The 18734-nt window shown below is 62.7% G+C and carries 20 protein-coding genes and 2 tRNA genes; 14 read left to right on the top strand and 8 right to left on the bottom strand.

Going from position 1 to position 18734, the window contains the following annotated elements; all coding sequences use genetic code 11:
- The first annotated feature begins 60 nt into the window (after positions 1-60).
- Complete coding sequence (locus RPF88_RS05475; protein ID WP_013531233.1) at positions 61-513, top strand: Lrp/AsnC family transcriptional regulator; 453 nt, start codon at positions 61-63, stop codon at positions 511-513.
- 1 nt (position 514) lies between these two features.
- Here RPF88_RS05475 and RPF88_RS05470 read toward each other — a convergent pair whose 3' ends face one another.
- Complete coding sequence (locus RPF88_RS05470; RefSeq protein ID WP_337121884.1) at positions 515-1714, bottom strand: cytochrome-c peroxidase; 1200 nt, start codon at positions 1712-1714, stop codon at positions 515-517.
- Between the two features lie 7 nt (positions 1715-1721).
- On the bottom strand, positions 1722-2171 hold the full coding sequence (locus RPF88_RS05465) for a FixH family protein (RefSeq protein WP_024503807.1): 450 nt from the start codon (positions 2169-2171) through the stop codon (positions 1722-1724).
- Positions 2172-2323: 152 nt separating this feature from the next.
- On the opposite strand from RPF88_RS05465, the gene RPF88_RS05460 reads away from it, so the two are divergent.
- Positions 2324-3244 (top strand): sugar kinase, encoded by a 921-nt coding sequence (locus RPF88_RS05460; protein WP_337121883.1) that lies wholly within the window; start codon positions 2324-2326, stop codon positions 3242-3244.
- A 10-nt stretch (positions 3245-3254) separates the two neighbouring features.
- Here RPF88_RS05460 and RPF88_RS05455 read toward each other — a convergent pair whose 3' ends face one another.
- The 4 genes from RPF88_RS05455 to RPF88_RS05440 all read right to left on the bottom strand — a co-directional run bounded on the left by RPF88_RS05455 (position 3255) and on the right by RPF88_RS05440 (position 7272).
- Positions 3255-4277 carry an aldose epimerase family protein gene (locus tag RPF88_RS05455; protein WP_337121882.1) on the bottom strand — a complete coding sequence of 341 codons (1023 nt, stop codon included), beginning with the start codon at positions 4275-4277 and terminating at the stop codon, positions 3255-3257.
- A 92-nt stretch (positions 4278-4369) separates the two neighbouring features.
- Positions 4370-5827, bottom strand: coding sequence for an NAD-dependent succinate-semialdehyde dehydrogenase (locus RPF88_RS05450; protein ID WP_013531228.1), 1458 nt, complete (start codon positions 5825-5827; stop codon positions 4370-4372).
- Between the two features lie 190 nt (positions 5828-6017).
- Positions 6018-6968: an AEC family transporter gene (locus RPF88_RS05445; protein ID WP_127369760.1), complete on the bottom strand. Its 951-nt coding sequence runs from the start codon at positions 6966-6968 to the stop codon at positions 6018-6020.
- 70 nt (positions 6969-7038) lie between these two features.
- Positions 7039-7272: a hypothetical protein gene (locus tag RPF88_RS05440; protein WP_032898557.1), complete on the bottom strand. Its 234-nt coding sequence runs from the start codon at positions 7270-7272 to the stop codon at positions 7039-7041.
- 20 nt (positions 7273-7292) lie between these two features.
- Here RPF88_RS05440 and RPF88_RS05435 point away from each other — a divergent pair, with 20 nt between their 5' ends.
- The 10 genes from RPF88_RS05435 to RPF88_RS05390 all read left to right on the top strand — a co-directional run bounded on the left by RPF88_RS05435 (position 7293) and on the right by RPF88_RS05390 (position 15103).
- A complete protein-coding gene (locus tag RPF88_RS05435) occupies positions 7293-7544 on the top strand; it encodes a hypothetical protein (protein ID WP_024501274.1) in 252 nt (83 codons plus the stop codon).
- A gap of 3 nt (positions 7545-7547) precedes the next feature.
- Positions 7548-8096, top strand: coding sequence for a histidine phosphatase family protein (locus tag RPF88_RS05430; RefSeq protein ID WP_064993694.1), 549 nt, complete (start codon positions 7548-7550; stop codon positions 8094-8096).
- 227 nt (positions 8097-8323) lie between these two features.
- Positions 8324-8397, top strand: a tRNA-Tyr gene (locus RPF88_RS05425).
- 2 nt (positions 8398-8399) lie between these two features.
- Positions 8400-8469: transfer RNA gene (locus RPF88_RS05420), tRNA-Asn, on the top strand.
- A gap of 352 nt (positions 8470-8821) precedes the next feature.
- The gene (locus RPF88_RS05415; RefSeq protein WP_027160471.1) at positions 8822-9964 is read left to right on the top strand and encodes a slipin family protein; all 1143 of its coding nucleotides are present in this window, start codon (positions 8822-8824) and stop codon (positions 9962-9964) included.
- 230 nt (positions 9965-10194) lie between these two features.
- Positions 10195-10476 (top strand): acyl carrier protein, encoded by a 282-nt coding sequence (locus RPF88_RS05410; protein WP_010909964.1) that lies wholly within the window; start codon positions 10195-10197, stop codon positions 10474-10476.
- A gap of 56 nt (positions 10477-10532) precedes the next feature.
- Positions 10533-11723 (top strand): beta-ketoacyl-ACP synthase, encoded by a 1191-nt coding sequence (locus tag RPF88_RS05405; protein WP_027160472.1) that lies wholly within the window; start codon positions 10533-10535, stop codon positions 11721-11723.
- Positions 11724-11766: 43 nt separating this feature from the next.
- Entirely contained in the window at positions 11767-13044 is a 1278-nt protein-coding gene (locus tag RPF88_RS05400; RefSeq protein WP_013531223.1) for a beta-ketoacyl-ACP synthase, read from the top strand.
- 36 nt (positions 13045-13080) lie between these two features.
- The gene (locus RPF88_RS05395) at positions 13081-14109 is read left to right on the top strand and encodes a zinc-binding dehydrogenase (RefSeq protein WP_013531222.1); all 1029 of its coding nucleotides are present in this window, start codon (positions 13081-13083) and stop codon (positions 14107-14109) included.
- Positions 14110-14113: 4 nt separating this feature from the next.
- On the top strand, positions 14114-15103 hold the full coding sequence (locus tag RPF88_RS05390; protein WP_337121876.1) for a lipid A biosynthesis lauroyl acyltransferase: 990 nt from the start codon (positions 14114-14116) through the stop codon (positions 15101-15103).
- 60 nt (positions 15104-15163) lie between these two features.
- On the opposite strand, the gene RPF88_RS05385 is transcribed toward RPF88_RS05390, so the two are convergent.
- Both RPF88_RS05385 and RPF88_RS05380 read right to left on the bottom strand, forming a co-directional pair.
- Positions 15164-15592, bottom strand: coding sequence for a L,D-transpeptidase (locus RPF88_RS05385; RefSeq protein WP_013531220.1), 429 nt, complete (start codon positions 15590-15592; stop codon positions 15164-15166).
- A gap of 4 nt (positions 15593-15596) precedes the next feature.
- Complete coding sequence (locus RPF88_RS05380) at positions 15597-15803, bottom strand: hypothetical protein (protein WP_127384794.1); 207 nt, start codon at positions 15801-15803, stop codon at positions 15597-15599.
- Between the two features lie 8 nt (positions 15804-15811).
- Between RPF88_RS05380 and RPF88_RS05375 the strand changes: the two genes are divergently transcribed.
- Positions 15812-17092, top strand: a complete 1281-nt coding sequence (locus RPF88_RS05375) for an acetylornithine deacetylase/succinyl-diaminopimelate desuccinylase family protein (RefSeq protein WP_063168179.1) — start codon at positions 15812-15814, stop codon at positions 17090-17092.
- A gap of 161 nt (positions 17093-17253) precedes the next feature.
- Positions 17254-18732 carry an ABC transporter substrate-binding protein gene (locus tag RPF88_RS05370; RefSeq protein ID WP_337121875.1) on the top strand — a complete coding sequence of 493 codons (1479 nt, stop codon included), beginning with the start codon at positions 17254-17256 and terminating at the stop codon, positions 18730-18732.
- The last annotated feature ends 2 nt before the right edge of the window (positions 18733-18734 follow it).

Genomic DNA, 18734 nt, shown 5'->3' with positions numbered 1-18734 from the left:
CATTGCAGGTCACTCGATCTATTATAGCGGCATATAATTGACATTTGGACTGCGATTTCGATGACAGAAGACCAATTGGACCGCATAGATCGGAATATCCTGGCCGCACTTGCAAGCGATGGCCGGCTTTCCATGTCAGAACTGGCCGCAAAGGTCGGCCTGTCGAAGACGCCGGTGCAGGCGCGGGTGAAGCGGCTTGAGAAGGACGGCTATATCAGAGGCTACCAGGCGATCGTCGACCGCGAGCGCATGGGCGAAGGCCATGTCGCATTCGTCCAGGTGAAATTGTCCGACACCAGATCCGCCGCGCTCGACGCCTTCAACCGGTCCGTACAGGCTGTGCCGGAGATCGAACAGTGCCACATGATGGCATCGAGCTTCGATTATCTGCTGAAAGTCCGCACCAGGGACATCGCCGCCTACCGCCGCGTCCTCGGCGAGCGCATCTCGGCCCTGCCCCATGTCGCCCAGACCTCGACCTTTGTGGCGATGGAGACCGTGAAGGATCGGTAGATCACTCCGAAAGCGTCTTCAAGAACGCCACCAGAGCAGCGCGTTCTCGGTCTGAAAGCTCCAACGGGTGAACCTCTGATACCCCTTCGACGCTGGGCGCGGCCTTCGCATAATGCGCCACGACCTCGTCGAGCGACGAAAACTGCCCGGCATGCATATAGGGCGGTCGCGTTGCCGCTCCGCGCAGAGACGGCGTCTTGTAGGCGCGGATGAGTTGTGGCGCATTCTTGACCATGAAGCGCAGTTCGCCGCAGGCGGCAACGTCGCCGTCCCGATAGGCGCCAAGGCAGTTGAACGGGTCGGCCTCGACTTGGTGCACGGCATCGATGCGGCCGCGATCCGGCGGCAGGCCCGCAACAGGCGGCACGCCGGTGTTGTGAAAGCTGTTGTCGGTGAAGCGCGGGCCGTTGTGACAGGTCACGCAATTGGCCTTGCCGATGAACAGTTTAAGCCCAAGGACTTCTTGTTTGGAAAAGACTGCGTCGCCCTTCGGCTCGGCACCGGTGGCGAGGTCCAGCGCAAAGCGGTCGAAGCGCGCGGGCGTGGGCGCTATCGAGCGTTCGAAGGCGGCAATCGCCTTGCCGATATTGACGAAGACACCGTTGATGGCGTCGCGCTGCGCGCTGCTCATGGCATTCCAGGCTGCTTTCTCGGCATCGTTTCCAAGTGGGCTGGCATTCAACGGCATGCCGGAAAAATCGGGCAGCGGCCCAAAAATGCGCTCATAGCGCTCGCCGAAGCGCGCCTTGATGTAATGCGCGTAGGCAGCGCGGTTTCCCGCCTGCTCCAGCGGATTTTCGAGCGGCGTCAACGCTTGCGCCCACAGGCTGTCGCGACGGCCATCCCAGAAGAACCAGGGATCGTGCGCCACGCCGGCCAGCGGCATGGTGCGCCGGTTGGTGTGGCCGACGCCGACCGCCTGCGGCAGGTCGTCCTGGAACTGGCGGTCGATCTTGTGGCAGGTCGAACAGGATACCGACCCGTCACCGCTCATGCCCTGATCGAAGAACAGCGTCGAGCCGAGTGCGGCGGCCGCCGGCACGTCGGCAAAACGATTGGTGGTGTCGGCCTTGAGCGCCGGCAGCGACGACAGCGCCAGCGAAGCGATAGTCTTCTTTTCTGCGTCGGAAAAATCAGGCTTGCCGCAGCCCACGAGGACGACGGCGACCATCAGCGCCAGAAAGCGGAAAAGGCGCTTCATCGATCGCTCACAGCACCACGTTGAACAGTACGGTATCGGAGCCGGCGCCGGATGAGATGGCGAAACGAAGTTGCCACCAGCCGCTCATGGTGAATTTCAGCCCTTCGATGCGGTAACGGCCTTCGCCCAGGTAATCGGTGACCTGCGGGCTGGTCGGCAGGCCGTGATTGTGTTGCGGCATGCCGCCGGAGATGGCGATCGCGGCGCGCTCCACCGAAGCCCCTGTCTTTGTCTTCAGGGTCAGCAGCCAGGATTCCAGTTCGCCCTGCCGCACCACGCCCCGTTCCGGCACGAAACTCGCCACGTACAGCCCGTTGTCGGTTTTCTTCGTCCGCGCGACATCCGGGCCGGCTGGCAGCGACGAACGCGGCGCCGTCAGGAAGACGACCGCGAGAATGCCGACCAGCAAGGCAGCCAGACCAAGACCCGCCAGAAGATAACGCCATATCGATGCCAAACCGGTTCCTCTTCTGCAGACAACGCTCTGCCGAACGGATCGCATCCCGCCAGCCTGTGGGAAAACGCTGTGGCGGAAAAAACCCTGCTTGCCAAGCATGGCGCTGCCGATGGCAAAAAGCTACAGCACCGGGAAGCACTGGAGGATTGTAGATGGCGGGAACCGGCGTCGCCTCGATCGGCGAATGCATGCTCGAACTGTCGGGCCAGACCGGACCGAACTGGCGCATGGGCTTTGCCGGCGACACGTTCAACACGCTGTGGGCGCTGCACGCGCTGAGCACTGAGCGGCCGGCAACCTATGTCTCGGCCTTCGGCGACGATCCGTTCTCGCAAGCCCAGATCGATTTCTTAGGCCAGAACGGCATCGGCATCGGCTCCAGCCCGATCATAGCGGGCGCACGGCCTGGCCTCTATGCCATCACGCTGACCGGGGCCGAGCGTTCCTTCACCTACTGGCGCGGCGACGCCGCCGCGCGGCAGCTCGCCTCAGACCCGGTTGCATTGTCGAAAAACCTGGTAAATCAGGCGCTTGTCTATTTTTCCGGAATCACTTTGGCAATTCTGGATGAGGCCGCGCGCGCCGTATTGCTGGCGGCCGTCGCCAAGGCGCGCTCGGCCGGTTCACTTGTCGCCTTCGATCCCAACTACCGGCCGCGGCTTTGGCGCAATCGCGAGAATGCACAGGCAGCGATCGTCGAAGCCCTTGCCGCCACCGACATCGCATTGCCGACTTTCCCCGACGAGCAGATGCTGTTTGGCGATGCAACACCGCAAGCGACCGCAAAGCGACTCGGGCAACTGGTTAGCGAGGTCGTCGTCAAGAACGGCGAGCAGCCCGCCCTGATTGCCCAAGGAGAAACACTACGCGAAGTCCCGGCGATCCATGTCGTTGCCCCCGCCGATACGACCGGCGCCGGCGATTCGTTCAACGGCGGCTATCTTGCGGCTCGTCTTGCCGGCCACGACCCGCAGGAAGCCGCGCGCCGTGCGCATCGTGTCGCCGCCGCCGTGGTGCAAGTGCGCGGCGCGCTGGCGCCGTTCGAGACGCTGCGGGCGGCTTTCGAAGGCTAAGGTCGGAAAACTAGGGCAGGCGGAACCTGTATTCCGTGACGTGGTGGTAGATCGCGCCCGGCCACAGCGTTGCTTGCGGGAAATAAGGCCGGTTCGGCGCGTCCGGCCAAATCTGCGGCTCCAGGCAGAAGCCGCAAAAGGCCTTGTAGTTCCGCGCTTCCAGCCCGGTGCGCGGCGTCACATACTGGCCGGTATAGAGCTGGACGCCGGGCTCGGTGGTCCAGACCTCCATCTCGACACCGGAACTGGCGCCTTGCGTCCATGCCGCCTGCTTGAGCGGCCCGCGTGCCGAAGCAAGGCAGAAATTCTGGTCGTAGGGCAGTTGATCACCCTCGGTTTCCATGCGCAGCGGCCGCGCCTGGCGGAAATCGAATGGCGTGCCGTCAACCGGCTTGACCACGCCTGTGGGGATCATGTCGCCATCGACCGGCAGGTAGGCGCCGGCATTCAGCATCATCCTGTGGTCGAGAATGTCGCCTGCGCCGCCATCATCCAGGTTGAAATAGGAATGCTGGGTGAGATTGCACAGCGTCGGCTCCTCGCAGGTGGCGGTCAGCTCGACGCTGAGCGTGCCGGGGATCTTCAGCCGGTAGGTGCAGGTGACGTCGAGCGCGCCGGGAAAACCCATCGTGCCGTCGGGATCGTGCAGCGTCAGCGTGACGAAATCTCTGCCATGCAAGGAAACCGTCCACGGCCGGTGGGAGTAACCTTGCGAGCCGCCATGCAGCGTATGCTTGTCGAGGAAGTTTTGCTCGGTCTGGTAGCGGCTGCCGCCAATGGTGAAGCGGCCGTCGCGGATGCGGTTGGCATAGCGGCCGACGACCGCACCGAAGAAGGCCGTATCCGTCTCGTAGCCTTCCAGACTGTCATAGCCGAGCACCAGCGGAGCATCGTGCCCGGTCAGGCGCAAATCCTGGATGATCGCGCCCAGACCGATGATATTGGCTGTGATGCCGCCGCCCCTGATCGTGAAGCGACGCACCTGCTCGCCAGCCTGCGTCGTGCCGAAAACCTCGCCGTCCTTCATCGCCATGCCCGTAAATGCCAGTTGATCCAGAAGACTTCGGCTGGTTTTTCCATGAGAGATGGGCAGGCCATCGGCCTCCCCATCTCAGGGATAGCCTATCAGAGGCCGAGGCCGCCGATGCAGACATATTTGGTGTCGAGATAATCCTCGATGCCCTGATGCCCGCCTTCCTTGCCGAGGCCGGATTCCTTGACGCCGCCGAACGGCGCTTCCGGCGTGGTGATGAGGCCTTCATTGACCCCGACCATGCCGTATTTCAGCCCTTCCATCACTCGGAAGGCGCGGCCGAGGTCACCGGTGTAGAAGTAGCAGGCAAGGCCGAATTCGGTGTCGTTGGCGAGGGCGACGGCTTCCTCTTCGGTCTCGAACTTGAACACCGGTGCGACCGGGCCAAAGATCTCTTCCTTCATGAAGCGCATCTTGGGTGTCGCGTTGGCGATGACCGTCGGCTGGAAGAACGAACCGCCGAGCGCATGGCGCTTGCCGCCGGCAACGATCTTGCCGCCCTTTGATGTGGCGTCGGCGATCAGTTCCTCGACCTTCTCGACCGCCTTCTCGTCGATCAGCGGCCCCTGCTGCACGCCGTCCTCGAGGCCGGAGCCGACCTTCAGCGCGTTGCTGGCGGCAGCGAGCTTCTCGACGAACTTGTCATAGACACCTGCCTGGACAAGGAAGCGGTTGGTGCAAACGCAGGTCTGGCCGGAATTGCGGTACTTGGCGGTGATGGCGCCGGCGACGGCACGCTCGAGGTCGGCGTCGTCGAAAACGATGAACGGCGCGTTGCCGCCGAGTTCCATCGACACCTTCTTGACGGTGACCGACGACTTCTGGATGAGAAGCTTGCCGACCTCGGTCGAGCCGGTGAAAGTGATCTTCGACACCAGCGGATTGGCGCAGATCTCGTCGCCGATCTCGCTGGCCGAACCGGTCAGGATGTTGACGACGCCCTTGGGGAACCCGACTTCCTCTGCAAGCGCGCCCCAGGCGAGACCCGAATACGGCGTCTGCGACGCAGGCTTGACCACGGCGGTGCAGCCGGCGGCGAGCGCCGGGCCGAGCTTGCGGGCCAGCATCGAGGACGGAAAATTCCACGGCGTGATGGCGGCGATGACGCCAACCGGCTCCTTGGTCACCAGGATGCGGCGGTCCGCCCATGGCGAGGGCACGACGTCGCCATAGGTGCGGCGACCTTCCTCGGCGAACCACAATATGTAGGACGCGGCCGAGCCGATCTCGCCCTTCGATTCGAACAGCGACTTGCCCTGCTCGATAGTCAGCAGTTCGGCCAGTACGTCCTGATTGTCCATCATCGCGTCGTGCAGCTTGCGCAGCAGCTTCGAGCGCTCGAGCGCGGTCGTCTTGCGCCAGGTCTTGAAAGCTTCCGCGGCGGCTTCGATGGCGCGGCGGGTCTCGGCCTTGCCCGACTTCGGCACGGTGCCGATCTTGAGACCGGTGGCCGGGTTGTTGACGTCGACCGTCTGGCCGCTGTCGGCCTGCACCCATTCGCCATTGATGAGATTGGCCTGCCGCATGAAATGGCTGGTTTTCTGAAGCATGCTATCCTCCGTTCGGCGCCCTGACGGGCGGGTCTGTGAAATCTTCGGTGCGCGTGCGCCATGGACTGAGGCCGGCACGCCGGAGCCACTGCTCTTTACCGAGGGCAAGGCACGCAAGCAATCGCAAGATGGCATATAGGGCTTGGGCCAGAGCGAGACGAGAGCAGGCTGACGTGCTTACACCGATGCCTTACCCGAAAACGTACAAGACAACAGTCAGCCAGAACGCGGTGGTGACGGCGGCGCAGGCCGTGGCGAGGGTCATCTGGTTCGACGCCAACGCCTGGCCGGTGTTGAACTGCACCGCGATCAGATAGGAATTGACGCCGGATGGCATCGCGGCCACCATCACCGCCACCTTGGCCGTCAAGGGCGGCATGCCGAGCAACCAGACGAAGACCAGCACCAGCGCCGGCATCAGGAACAGCTTCAGCACCGAAAGCGCCAACGCCGGCCGGACATTGCCCGATATGCCGAAACGGCGCAGGCTGAGCCCCATGGCGAACAGCGCCACTGGCCCGGCAGTGTCAGCCAGCGTATCGACCAGCCGCGTGGCAAGGTTCGGCAGCGGCGCGCCGGTTAGGCGCCAGGCCAGCCCGGCCAGGATACCGATGATCAGGGGATTGGTGAACAGTCTTCTCAGAAAGCTCTGGACGATGCGCAGCGGGTGTACGGGCTCACTGCCACCGCGGCCAAATATCTCGAACATGATGATCGAAGCCATCATCATGGTCGGCAGATGCACGGAAACGAGCAGCGACAGCACTTCGAATCCCCTGGACCCGAATACGCCGAGAACGAAGGGAATGCCCAGCAGCACCACATTCGAGAAGGACGACGACACTCCACCGACGATGCCTGCGCGTGCGTCCCGCCCGAAGATCCGCGTCGTCACCAGATGGCCGGCAGCCCATGTCATTGCAACCGCCGTGAAGTAAGCGCCCCACAGCGGCCAAGGCGCCACGCCATGGAAGTCGGACTTCACCATCGTCTGGAACAGCAGCAGCGGCATCGCCACGTTGATGGCAAATTCCGAAATCCCCTCGCCGCTCGCCGGCTTCAGATAGCCGGTGAGCCCGGCGAGGTAGCCGAGCGCGACAAGGCTGAAGACGAAAAGAACGGTTTCGGTGAGCGGAGACATTTTTACCGTGAGGGGCGGGTTCCCCGTGATAGGCGAGCCAGGACCGCGACGCAATCGCGCCTGAATTTGATCATCGTCGGCTGGCAGCGTTATAGAGGGCTTGGATCATCAGGGCGGACACGAACGACAAATGGCCTTTGTCCGACTCTCGAACCTCAGTCTTTTGCAGCGGGCATGGCTGACGGCTTTCGTCGCCGCACTGCTTTGTCTTGCCGCGACCGCGCTTGCAGTTGCCGAGACGAAAAGCGACGCGCGCAGCGTCACCGATCGAGGCCGCATTCACGGCGACGCTGAAGGTATTCACCAGGGAAGCCTTCCGATGCAATGGCCTTCGCGCAGAACAATCTCGGGGATGTCAGTTGGAATCGGGCCAGCTATGGCGGCGGCAAGGCCGAATATCAAAAGGCGATCGGATTCTTCGAGAACGCCAAGCAGGGTTTTACCGAAGCCGGCTACACCATGCCATCCCTCTCACCGTCTACGCTTCTCGCCCACCGCGCCTTGTCTTTCGGCCGGCTTTACCGTCCCTATATGTCCTGCCACCGGAACCCCTTGCCGGGAACCGCAGAAGGATAGCGGATGATTCGATTTGCCTTGGCGTTGTTCCTGCTTGTTGTTCCCGGCGTGGCGCACGCCACGGATGCAGGCTGGGCGCTGCTGCGCGATGGCGGACACGTCGTGCTGCTGCGCCATGCCATGGTCACCGGCACCACCGATCCGGCCAATTTCGACATCGACAGCTGCGCCACCCAGATGAACCTGTCGGCGCGCGGCAAGCAGCAGGCGAGCAAGATCGGCGCTCTGTTTGCCGCTCGGGCGGCACCGATCGAGCGCGTGCTGTCCAGCCGCTATTGCCGCTGCCTCGACACCGCCCGCATCGCCTTCGAGGCCGACCCGGAACTCTTTGCACCGCTCGATCTCCTGAAAGGCGACGAGACGCAGAAGGCCGCGCAGATCGCTGCGATCCTGAAGGAAATCCGCGCCTATTCCGGCTCCGACAATCTGGTCATGGTCACCCATCTGGAAGACATCGTGGCACTGACCGGCATCTCACCGCGCGAAGGTGAGGCCGTCGTCGTCGAGCCGCAAGGCGATGGCCTGCGCGTGCTCGGCCGCGTCACCTTCTGAGCGTGCTGCGCGATCGCTGACGCCGAAAGCGGTGTTGCTGAAATGCCACCGTTGAAAGAAGCCGCAAATTCGCCGTGACAATGCCGCTTGCGACAACCCGTCGCAGGGGCTATAGGCGCGCTCCCGGTCACGAGAACCGAAGCGAGCACAACGGTTGGAGCTTTCGTCTCCGCCCGTGCAGGCGGCATTGCCGCCCTGTATACGGCGCCGCTTTGGGGATTGGGATCGCGGATGTAGCTCAACTGGGAGAGCGCCGGACATAATCCGGAGGTTGTGGGTTCGAGTCCCTTCATCTGCACCACGGATAGCTCAGTTTGGTTAGAGCATCAGATTGTTAATCTGACTGTCGAAGGTTCGATTCCTTCTCCATTGGCCTTGAAAAGCCATCCGAAAAACGGTCCGGGGACTGGAATGCGAAAGACTGGACGGGTGACCCAAGCCTTCGGGCGCGGATCATCCCAAGCGTCTTTCGCCATCGGCTCGCGGCCAGGCCCGCGGTGACGATCAAGGCGCGGTGTCGCCGGCAAGGGAGGCTAAGGCCTCCTGCGCCCGCTTCGCTGCCCCGCGATCCGCTCCCGAAGGCCCGCCACGGCTCGATGCCACCAGTCCCCGGATCATTCGTGCCCGGGCTACGACGCAAGAGACGACGTGAAACGAGAAACGAAGGGAAGATCGACGCATGACGTGACGCCTCGCATGGGGCCATGCCCGACAGGAGTAAGACAATGACCATTCTCGACAAGGTTCTTGGGCGCGAGCGCGTCCTCGTAAGGGAAAACGAACGCGCCCTCGCCCTCCACAAGGGGGAGATCAAGGCTGTCCTGCTGCCGGGCGAGCACTGGCTCGCCAACCGGCGCGGCAGCCTCGAAGTGTCTCGGCACGATCTGAAGAACCCGGAATTCGTTTCGGCATACGAGAAGGCGTTGTTCGACAAGCTTCCGGATGTGGCCGCGCGTCATTTCACCGTCGTTCGCACCGGGCGCACGGATGTCGCCGTCATCGAGCGTGACGGCAATCTGCACGCCGTGCTGGCACCGGACCGCAAGCTCGTGCTGTGGACGGATGCCGGCCCGTGGAAGGTGACGCTGATCGACACGTCAGTCGATCTCGCCATCGATGCGGCGATCATGCGCCGGCTCGGCCAGGCCCGGAAGGCGGAATTGATGTCCGTCCATCCGGTCGTCGATGGTCAGGCCGGACTGCTGTTCATCGACGGTGTCCTGGTCAGGACGCTGACGGCGGGCGTGCATGGCTTCTGGAACGTCGGACGCATGGTGCAGATCAAGGTCGTCGACCTCAAGCGCCAGTCGCTCGACGTTGCCGGGCAGGAAGTGCTGACCAAGGATCGCGTGACGATCCGCGTCAACATCGCAGCCGAATACCGGGTCGTCGATCCGGTCAAGGCGGTCAGCATGGTGAAGGACTTCTCCGAAGCCCTCTACCGCGCCCTGCAATATGCCTTCCGCAAGACGCTTGGCGCGCTGACACTCGATCAGATCCTCGAAAAGAAGGTGACGATCGATGAGGAAGCGGCAGCCAAGGTCCGCGCCGACATGGCCGAAATCGGCGTGGAGGTCAGCGATATCGCGCTCAAGGATGTCATCCTGCCGGGCGAGATGCGCGAGATCCTCAACCAGGTGGTGTCGGCCGAAAAGCAGGCCGAGGCCAACATCATCCGTCGCCGCGAGGAGACGAACGCGACCCGTTCCCTCCTCAACACGGCCAGGGTGATGGCGGAAAACCCGGTGATGCTGCGGCTGAAGGAGCTCGAGGCGCTGGAAACCATCGCCGGCAAGGTCGAGCGGCTGACCGTCCACAACGGAACGGGCGGGCTGCTGAACGATCTGGTCAAGCTTCGCGACAGCTGATGCATGTCGCCAAAAGTGTTCCGCTTTTGGAAAAACGACACGCATCGAAATAAGGCTGACGTTGCGTCAACAGAAGGGCCGCCGGGTAAACCGGCGGCCCTTCTTGCGTTTCGAAGGAAACCTACCCATCTGCGCCCGGCGTATCAGGCCTTTTCCTGCCGGAAAAAACCGATTAGACAGCGCCCAAACAAGATGCGGACAGATTCCGCCCGCAACCGAAGGAAAAGCCCTTGTCCACCACGTTCGACAAAGTCGCCAAGATCATTGCCGACACCAGCGAGATCGATATCGACACCATCACGCCCGAGAGCCACACGATTGACGATCTCGGCATAGACAGCCTCGATTTTCTCGACATCGTCTTTGCCATCGACAAGGAATTCGGCATCAAGGTGCCGCTGGAAAAGTGGACCCAGGAGGTCAATGACGGCAAGGCTTCGACCGACGATTACTTCGTCATGAAGAACCTGTGCGCCAAGATCGACGCGCTGGTCGCCGCCAAGACCGCCTGACGTCAGTTGATCCCACGATCTTGACGCGCTCTGCCGCCTGACCCACAAAGCCGCACATGAGCAGCCCCCGCGACGTCGTCATATCAGGTATCGGCCTTGTCTCCTCGCTGGGGGAAGGTCCTGACGCCCACTGGCAGAAGCTCGCGCAACCGGGCCCGCAGCCGGTGCTCGAAGCGACGCGCTTTGCACCCTATACTGTCCATCCGCTGCCTGAGATCGACTGGAACCTGCAGATCGCCAAGCGTGGCGATCAGCGCCAGATGGAAACCTGGCAGAGGCTCGGCACCTATGCTGCCGGCCTTGCACTGGACGACGCCGGCATCAAGGGCAATGACGAACTCTGCGCGACCATGGACATGGTTGTGGCGGCGGGCGGTGGCGAGCGCGACGAGGCGGTCGATGCCGCCATTCTCGCCGCTTCGGAAAGCCGCAATGACCGCGATGTACTGCTCAACGAGAAATTGACCACCGAATTGCGCCCGACACTGTTTCTGGCCCAATTGTCCAACCTGCTCGCCGGCAACATCTCCATCGTCCACAAGGTCACCGGTTCGTCCAGAACCTTCATGGGCGAGGAAGGTGCCGGTGTCGCCGCGGTTGAAACGGCCGCCGCACGCATCCGCTCGGGTCAGTCGACGCATATCCTGGTCGGCGGTGCCTTCCAGACCGAACATTCCGATATGCTGCTCGGCTATGAACTCGCCAGCTATCTGCATCGCGGCCCATGGAAGCCGGTTTGGCAAAGACAGGGCACTGAGGGCGGTGGCGTCGTGACCGGCTCCGGCGGCGCCTTCCTGGTGCTGGAGCAGCGCGAACACGCGATGAGCCGCGGCCGCAAGATCTATGCAGAACTTGGACCGGTCGTCTCCGGCCGCGCCCGGCGGCCACGGGGAGAACTCGACGCCGAGATCGCCGCACTGCTCAAGCAGGCTGCATTGCCGAACGGCAAATTGCTGACCCTGTCGGGCGCATCGGGGGCGCATGCGGCGACAACAGCCGAGAAGGCAGCGCTCGATGCCAATCCGGCGATCGCCGCGCGTGGCTTCTCGACGCTGACCGGGCACATGAAGGAAGCACAGTTTCCTTTCGCTGTGGCACTGGCGGCACTCGCTGTCGACCGCAAGGCCGCCTATCCTGTTTTTGATGCCGCAGCCGAGACGCCGTTCGAAGGCGTTCCCCAATCCGTCCTTGCAACGGCGATCGGCTATCACCAATTCGAGGGCATGGCGCTGGTCAATGCCGCGTAACGCGGCTCCACGATCCATGCTGCAACGATAAGAGGGCTCCCGGATGGCCAATCTCAGAGATCACATGGGCAGGCCGATCGTCGCCGTCACCGGCATCGGCGTGGTGACCTCGCTTGGCGTCGGCAAATCAGACAATTGGGCGGCACTGACCTCCGGCAAGTCGGGCATTCACCCGATCACCCGCTTTCCCATCGATCAATTGAACACCCGCATCTCCGGCATGGTCGATTTCCTGCCGTCGAGTTCGAAAGGCGCCAGCCCACTCACCTATGAGCTAGCCGAGCTTGCGGGCTTAGAAGCGGTGAGCGAAGCCGGTCTTGATTCCAGCGATTTCGGCGGACCGCTCTTCCTCGCATCGCCGCCAGTCGAACTCGACTGGGCCGAGCGCTTCTCGCTCTACAATTCTGACAAGGACAAGGATGACACTGCCGCCGAAAGACTGCTTCGGGTCGCGCGTAGCTTGAAAGAGCTGGATATTTTCGAGACCACCCAGTTCGGTTCGATCGCCGGCCGCCTTGCCGATCGCCTTGGCACGCGTGGTCTGCCGATCACGCTGTCGACGGCTTGCGCTTCAGGCGCCACCGCGATTCAGCTCGGTGTCGAGGCGATCCGACGCGGCGAATGCGACCGTGCGCTGTCGATCGGCGCGGACGGTTCCGCGACCGCCGAGGCATTGATCCGTTTCTCATTGCTTTCGGCGCTCTCCACGCACAACGACATCCCCGAAAAGGCGTCGAAACCCTTCTCCAGGGATCGCGACGGCTTCGTGTTGGCCGAGGGATCGGGGGCGCTGGTGTTGGAATCGCTTGAGACGGCATTGGCTCGCGGCGCGACTATTCTCGGCGTCCTGGGCGGTTGCGGCGAGAAGGCCGACGACTTCCACCGCACCCGCTCCAAACCGGACGCTTCACCGGCCATCGCCGCGGTCCGCGCCGCCCTCGTCGATGCCGGACTGGGTGAAGACGAGATCGACTACGTCAATGCCCACGGCACCTCGACGCCCGAAAACGACAAGATGGAGCATCTGGCGCTGTCGACGGTGTTCGGCGAGCGGATCGGCTCTATGCCGGTCTCGTCGAACAAATCGATGATCGGTCACACGCTGTCGGCGGCGGGCGCTGTCGAGGCGGCTTTCTCGCTGATGACGATGCGCGAAAGCGTCATTCCGCCGACCATCAACTATGACAATCCCGACCCCGCGATCGTGCTCGACGTGGTGCCGAACAAGAAGCGCAACGCCGAGGTCCGCACCGTTCTGTCGAGCTCCTTCGGCTTCGGCGGCCAGAACACTTGCCTTGTCATGGCGCGGGAACCGGTCTAAGCGACCTTTTTCAGCCAGACTGAACCGACAGGCCCCATGCGCGCATTGCAACTTATAGAGGACCGCCGTCTTGAGACGGTGGACCTGCCGCCTCCTCCACCGCCGGCACTCGGCGAAGTCACGCTGCGCATCAAGGCAGTAGCGCTGAACCATATCGACGTCTGGGGCTGGCGCGGCATGGCCTTCGCCAAGCGCAAGCTGCCGCTGGTCGTCGGCGCGGAGGCATCCGGCGAGGTCGAGGCGGTTGGCCCCGGCGTTTCCAGCCTGCTGCCCGGACAATTGGTGTCGATCTATGGCGCGCGCACCTGCGGCCTCTGCCGAGCCTGCCGCGAAGGCCGCGACAACCTTTGCGAACATGTTTCGGGCGTTCACGGCTTCCATCTCGACGGCTTCGCGCAGGAGAAGATCAACCTGCCGGCCCGCCTGCTGGTCCCTGCCCCGCCCGGCGTGACCGACATCGGCGCGGCGGTGGCGCCCGTCACCTTCGGCACCGTCGAGCACATGCTGTTCGACAACGCCAGGCTTCAACCCGGCGAAACCATCCTTATCCATGCCGGCGGATCCGGCATCGGCTCGGCGGCCATCCAGCTGGCCAAGCGGATGGGCTGCACGATCATCACTACGGTCGGCTCCAACGACAAGATCGACAAGGCCAAGGCGCTCGGCGCCGACCATGTCATCAACTACCGCGACGACCGTTTCGAGGGCGTCGTGCGCAAGCTGACCAAGAAGAAGGGCGTCGACGTCGTCTTTGAACATGTCGGCGCCGACACATTCGCCGCCTCGATGCTGTGCCTGAAGCGTGGCGGCCGCCTGGTAACCTGCGGTTCGACCTCCGGCGTGTCGACGCAGATCAATTTGATGCAGCTGTTCCAGCAGCAATTGAAACTGCTTGGCTCCTTTGGCTGCCGCATGGAAAACATGGCCAACGCCATGCAGAAAATGGCGGCGGGACAGGTCGCACCCGTCATCGACACCGAAGTCGGCTTCGACGGTATCGACGCCGCGCTGAAGCGCATGGAAGGCCGCGACGTTTTCGGCAAGATCATCCTGCGCGTCGGCTAGAGCCTTGACCTCTGTATTCAAGAAGTTCCGCCGGGACCTCAAATTTCGTTGCGGCAGGCAACTGCGCCAGCTCAATTACTGGCTGGTGGCGCGGGCAGCGATGATGATCATCTCGGTCCTGCGCCTGCTGCCGGCCGACAGTGCGCTGAATTTCGCCGACCGTGTCGCACGCCTGGTCGGCCCCCGGGTGGGACGCCATCAGGTCGCCGTCGACAATCTGCGCAAGGCCTATCCGGAAAAGAGCGAAGCCGAGATCCAAGCGATCGCCTCCGACATGTGGGGCAACATGGCCCGCTTGGCCGCCGAATACATCTTTCTCGACGCCCTCTTCGACTACGACCCCGCGGCCAGCGAGCCCGGCCGCGTCGAGGTCAAGGGAGCTGACCACTTCGTCGAAATAGCCAGCGAAGAGAAGCCGCACATCGTCTTCACCGGTCATCTCGGCAATTTCGAATTGCTGCCGGTGGCGGCCGCGACTTTCGGCATGAACATCACTGCGCTGTTTCGCCCGCCTAACAATCCCTATCTCGCCGACTACATCCTCTCGACGCGCCGCTCGACCATGGGCTCGTTGCTGCCATCCATGGCGGGCGCGTCATTCGCCCTGGCCGGGGTTCTGGAGAACGGCGGCAACATCGGCATCCTTGTCGACCAGAAATTCTCCAATGGACTGGAGACGACATTCTTCGGCCGTCCCTGCCAGAGCAATCGCGTGCTGGCCACCCTTGCCCGCCACTACGATTGCGACGTCTATCCGGCGCGCTGCGTCAGGCTGCCAGGCAACCGCTTCCGGCTCGAAATCGAGGACAAGTTGACCTTGCCGCGCACCGCTGACGGCAGCGTCGATGTCCGTGCCACCACCCAGCGTCTCAACGACGTCGTCGAGCGCTGGGTGCGAGAAGATCCCGGCCAGTGGATGTGGTTCCACAAAAGGTGGGAGATCAGCGGCGGGCGTCGAAAGCGACCGCAGGCAAAGGCGGTCCCAAACGCTTAGGCAGAGCTGCTGGCGTGGGGTTAGCCCAGCGCCAGCAGACAACAGCGAACCTGAACCGCCTTAGTTGGTGACGACAATGCGCGTGTTGCCGAAACCCACTTCCCGCACCATCGAATAGAACGTGGCGGCATTGGCCGTGTGCAGCCTCACGCAGCCATGCGACGCCGGGCGGCCGAGCTGCCTGACGGCGCCGGTTCCATGGATGGCATAGCCGCCATGGAAGAACACCGAATAGGGCATCGGCGACATATGGTATTTGCGCGAATACCACATCCTGGCCGTGCGCTGCGGCCGATAGGTGCCGCGCGGCGTGAAATAGCCGGTGCGGGCGGTGGAGACACTCCACCGGTAAACCGACGCGCCATATCTGACGGTCATCGTCTGCGACGACACGTCTATATTTGCAACGAGGCTGGCTGCCCAGCCCTGCCCCGAAGCACCGAACAGCATTGCAACAAACATGGTTGCCATGAGAACTGTCTTTTTCATGCGATCAAACCCCTTTGATTGCCCCTAACCTGCCTGCCTGATTGTTTTTCATCTTTTTAATGGCAGATGCACGGGCTAACACACACACCTTGACCAATTCGCCAATCCAAAGCAGCGAATTTGAACGATTTCCCGCAATAGTTGCCGCAACGACACGCCGCACCGGCTTGATCGCCGGCGGGCTTGCAAAATCGCTGGGATCGCTGCTCAACTCTGCGCATGAACCAGCGACTCCTCCAGGCAATCGATGACAGGCGCGACGACGTCGTCGCGCTGACCGCCGAGCTGATCCGTTTTCCGACCATCAATCCACCCGGCGAGGCCTACCGGCCATGCGCCGAATATCTCGGCGCGCGGCTGAAGAAGAGCGGTTTCGAGACCGAGTTCATCCGCGCCGAAGGCACGCCCGGCGACACCGACCGCTACCCGCGCGTCAATGTCGTTGCCCGTTCCGAAGGCAGGTCGCCGGGCGCCTGCGTCCACTTCAACTCGCATATCGACGTGGTCGAAGCCGGTGATGGCTGGACCGTCGATCCCTTCGCCGGCATCGTCAGGGACGGCAGGGTCTATGGCCGCGGCGCCTGCGACATGAAGGGCGGCCTTGCCGCCTCTATCATCGCAGCCGAGGCCTTCCTGGAAGTCTTCCCTGATTTTCCCGGCGCCATCGAAATATCCGGCACCGTCGACGAGGAATCCGGCGGCTTCGGCGGCGTCGCGCATCTGGCCAGGCTCGGCTATTTCTCAAAACCCAGGGTCGACCATGTCATCATTCCCGAGCCGCTGAACAAGGACCGCATCTGCCTCGGCCATCGTGGCGTCTGGTGGGCGGAGATCGAGACCAAGGGCGAGATCGCGCACGGCTCGATGCCGTTTCTCGGCGACAATGCGGTGCGCCACATGGGCGCCGTGCTGCGGGCTTTCGAGGACGAACTGTTTCCCGCGCTCGACCGCAAGATGACGCGCATGCCGGTCGTGCCCGAAGGAGCAAAACGCTCGACCATGAACATCAATTCGATCCATGGCGGCCAGACCGAGGATTTCCGGCCCGGCCTGCCGTCGCCCAACGTGCCCGACTCCTGCCGGATGACCATCGACCGCCGTTTCCTGCTCGAGGAGGATCTCGACACCGTCAAAGGTGAAGTGACCGGCATTCTCGACCGGTTGAAACGCGAGCGGACAAAATTCGACTATGAAATCCGCGACCTGATGGAAGTGCTGCCGCTGATGACCGAGCGCGACGCGCCGGTGGTCAAGGCGGTTGCGCAAGGCATCATGGCGATCTTCGACCGCGAACCCGATTATGTCATTTCGCCCGGCACCTATGACCAGAAGCATATAGCTCGCATCGGCCATATCTATGATTGCATCGCTTATGGGCCTGGCATTCTCGACCTCGCCCATCGGCCGGACGAATGGGTCGGGATATCGGACATGGTGGAATCGGCCAAGGTGATGGCGATAGGGCTCAACGTGCTGCTGCGCGGCACAGCCACGGGATAAGGTGTGCACCGCGACAAGCTTCGACTGCCGATGCGGTCGCCAGGACAAAAACATTCCCGGCCACGCCAAGGGGCAGAACGAAACGCAATTTACTCCGTGGCGAAATCACGCTTCTATCACTCGGGTTCGAGCACGTGTCTGAACGCATGGGGAGTTGCACGATGAAATTGTGGAAAACCATTCTGGCGGCCGCGGTGCTGTCGCTGGCCGCCGGCAGCTCTGCGTTCGCCGCGCGAACCGACCTGGTCATCGGCATTCCGCTCGAACCCCCGCATCTCGATCCGACCGCCGGTGCCGCCGCAGCGATCGACGAGGTTCTCTATGCCAATGTGTTCGAAGGCCTGACGCGCATCGGGCCGAATGGCGAGGTGCTGCCGGATCTGGCCGAAAGCTGGACCATTTCCGATGACGGCAAGGTCTACACCTTCAAGCTGCACACCGGCGTGAAATTCCATGACGGCACCGACTTCGATGCCGCCGACGTGAAATTCTCGCTCGACCGGGCGCGAGCCGACAACTCCGTCAACGCACAAAAGGGCCTGTTCGCCGCCATCGACAAGGTCGACGTCGTCGATCCGGCAACCGTCAAGGTCACGCTGAAGAACCCGCAGGGCTCGTTCCTCTACAATATGGGCTGGGGCGACGCGGTGATCGTGGCGCCGGAATCTGCCGACACCAACAAGGAAAAACCGATCGGCACCGGCCCGTTCAAGTTCCAGAGCTGGGCCAAGGGATCGTCGATCACGCTGGTCAAATCGGACAATTACTGGGGCACGCCGGCGTCGCTCGACAAGGCCGAGTTTCGCATCGTGCCGGATGCCGCGGCCTATGTGCCGGCGCTGCTCTCGGGCGACATCCAGGCTTTCCCGTTCTTCGATGCCGACAGCGTCGCCCAGGTCAAGGACGACCCACGCTTCAAGGTGGTGATCGGCGCGACCGAGGGTGAGACCATCCTGTCGATCAACAACAAGAAGCCGCCTTTCGACAAGCTGCAGGTGAGGCAGGCGATCTCTTACGCGCTCGACCGCAAGGCCATCATCGACGGCGCCTCGGCCGGCCTCGGCCAGCCGATCGGCTCGCATATGTCGCCGGCCAACAAGGACTATGTCGACCTCACCGGCCGCTACCCGCATGATGTCGCCAAGGCCAAGGAATTGCTGAAAGAGGCAGGCCTCGAGAACGGCTTCAAGGCGACGCTGAAACTGCCGCCGCCCACCTATGCCCGTCTCGGTGGCGAAATCATCGCCTCGCAGCTTCGCGACGTTGGCATCGATCTGGAAATCATTCCGGTCGAATGGGCACAGTGGCTGGACCAGGTGTTCACCAAGAAGGATTACGACCTGACGATCGTCTCCCACACCGAGCCCAACGACATCGATATCTATTCGCGCAAGGATTATTACTTCAACTACGACAACCCGGCCTTCGACAACGTGATTGCCGATCTCGGCGTCACCTCCGACGAAGCCAAGCGCAAGGAATTGCTGGGGCAAGCGCAGAAGATCCTGGCCGACGATGCGGTGGTCGGCTTCCTCTATGAATTGCCGAAGATCGGCGTCTGGGACGCCAAGCTGCAAGGGCTGTGGGAAAACGCCCCGATCCAGGCCAATGATTTGACCAAGGTGAAGTGGAGCGAGTGATC

Source organism: Mesorhizobium sp. ISC11, from assembly GCF_037162595.1.
GTDB lineage: Bacteria > Pseudomonadota > Alphaproteobacteria > Rhizobiales > Rhizobiaceae > Mesorhizobium > Mesorhizobium ciceri.
This window is presented reverse-complemented; position numbering and strand designations above follow the sequence as displayed.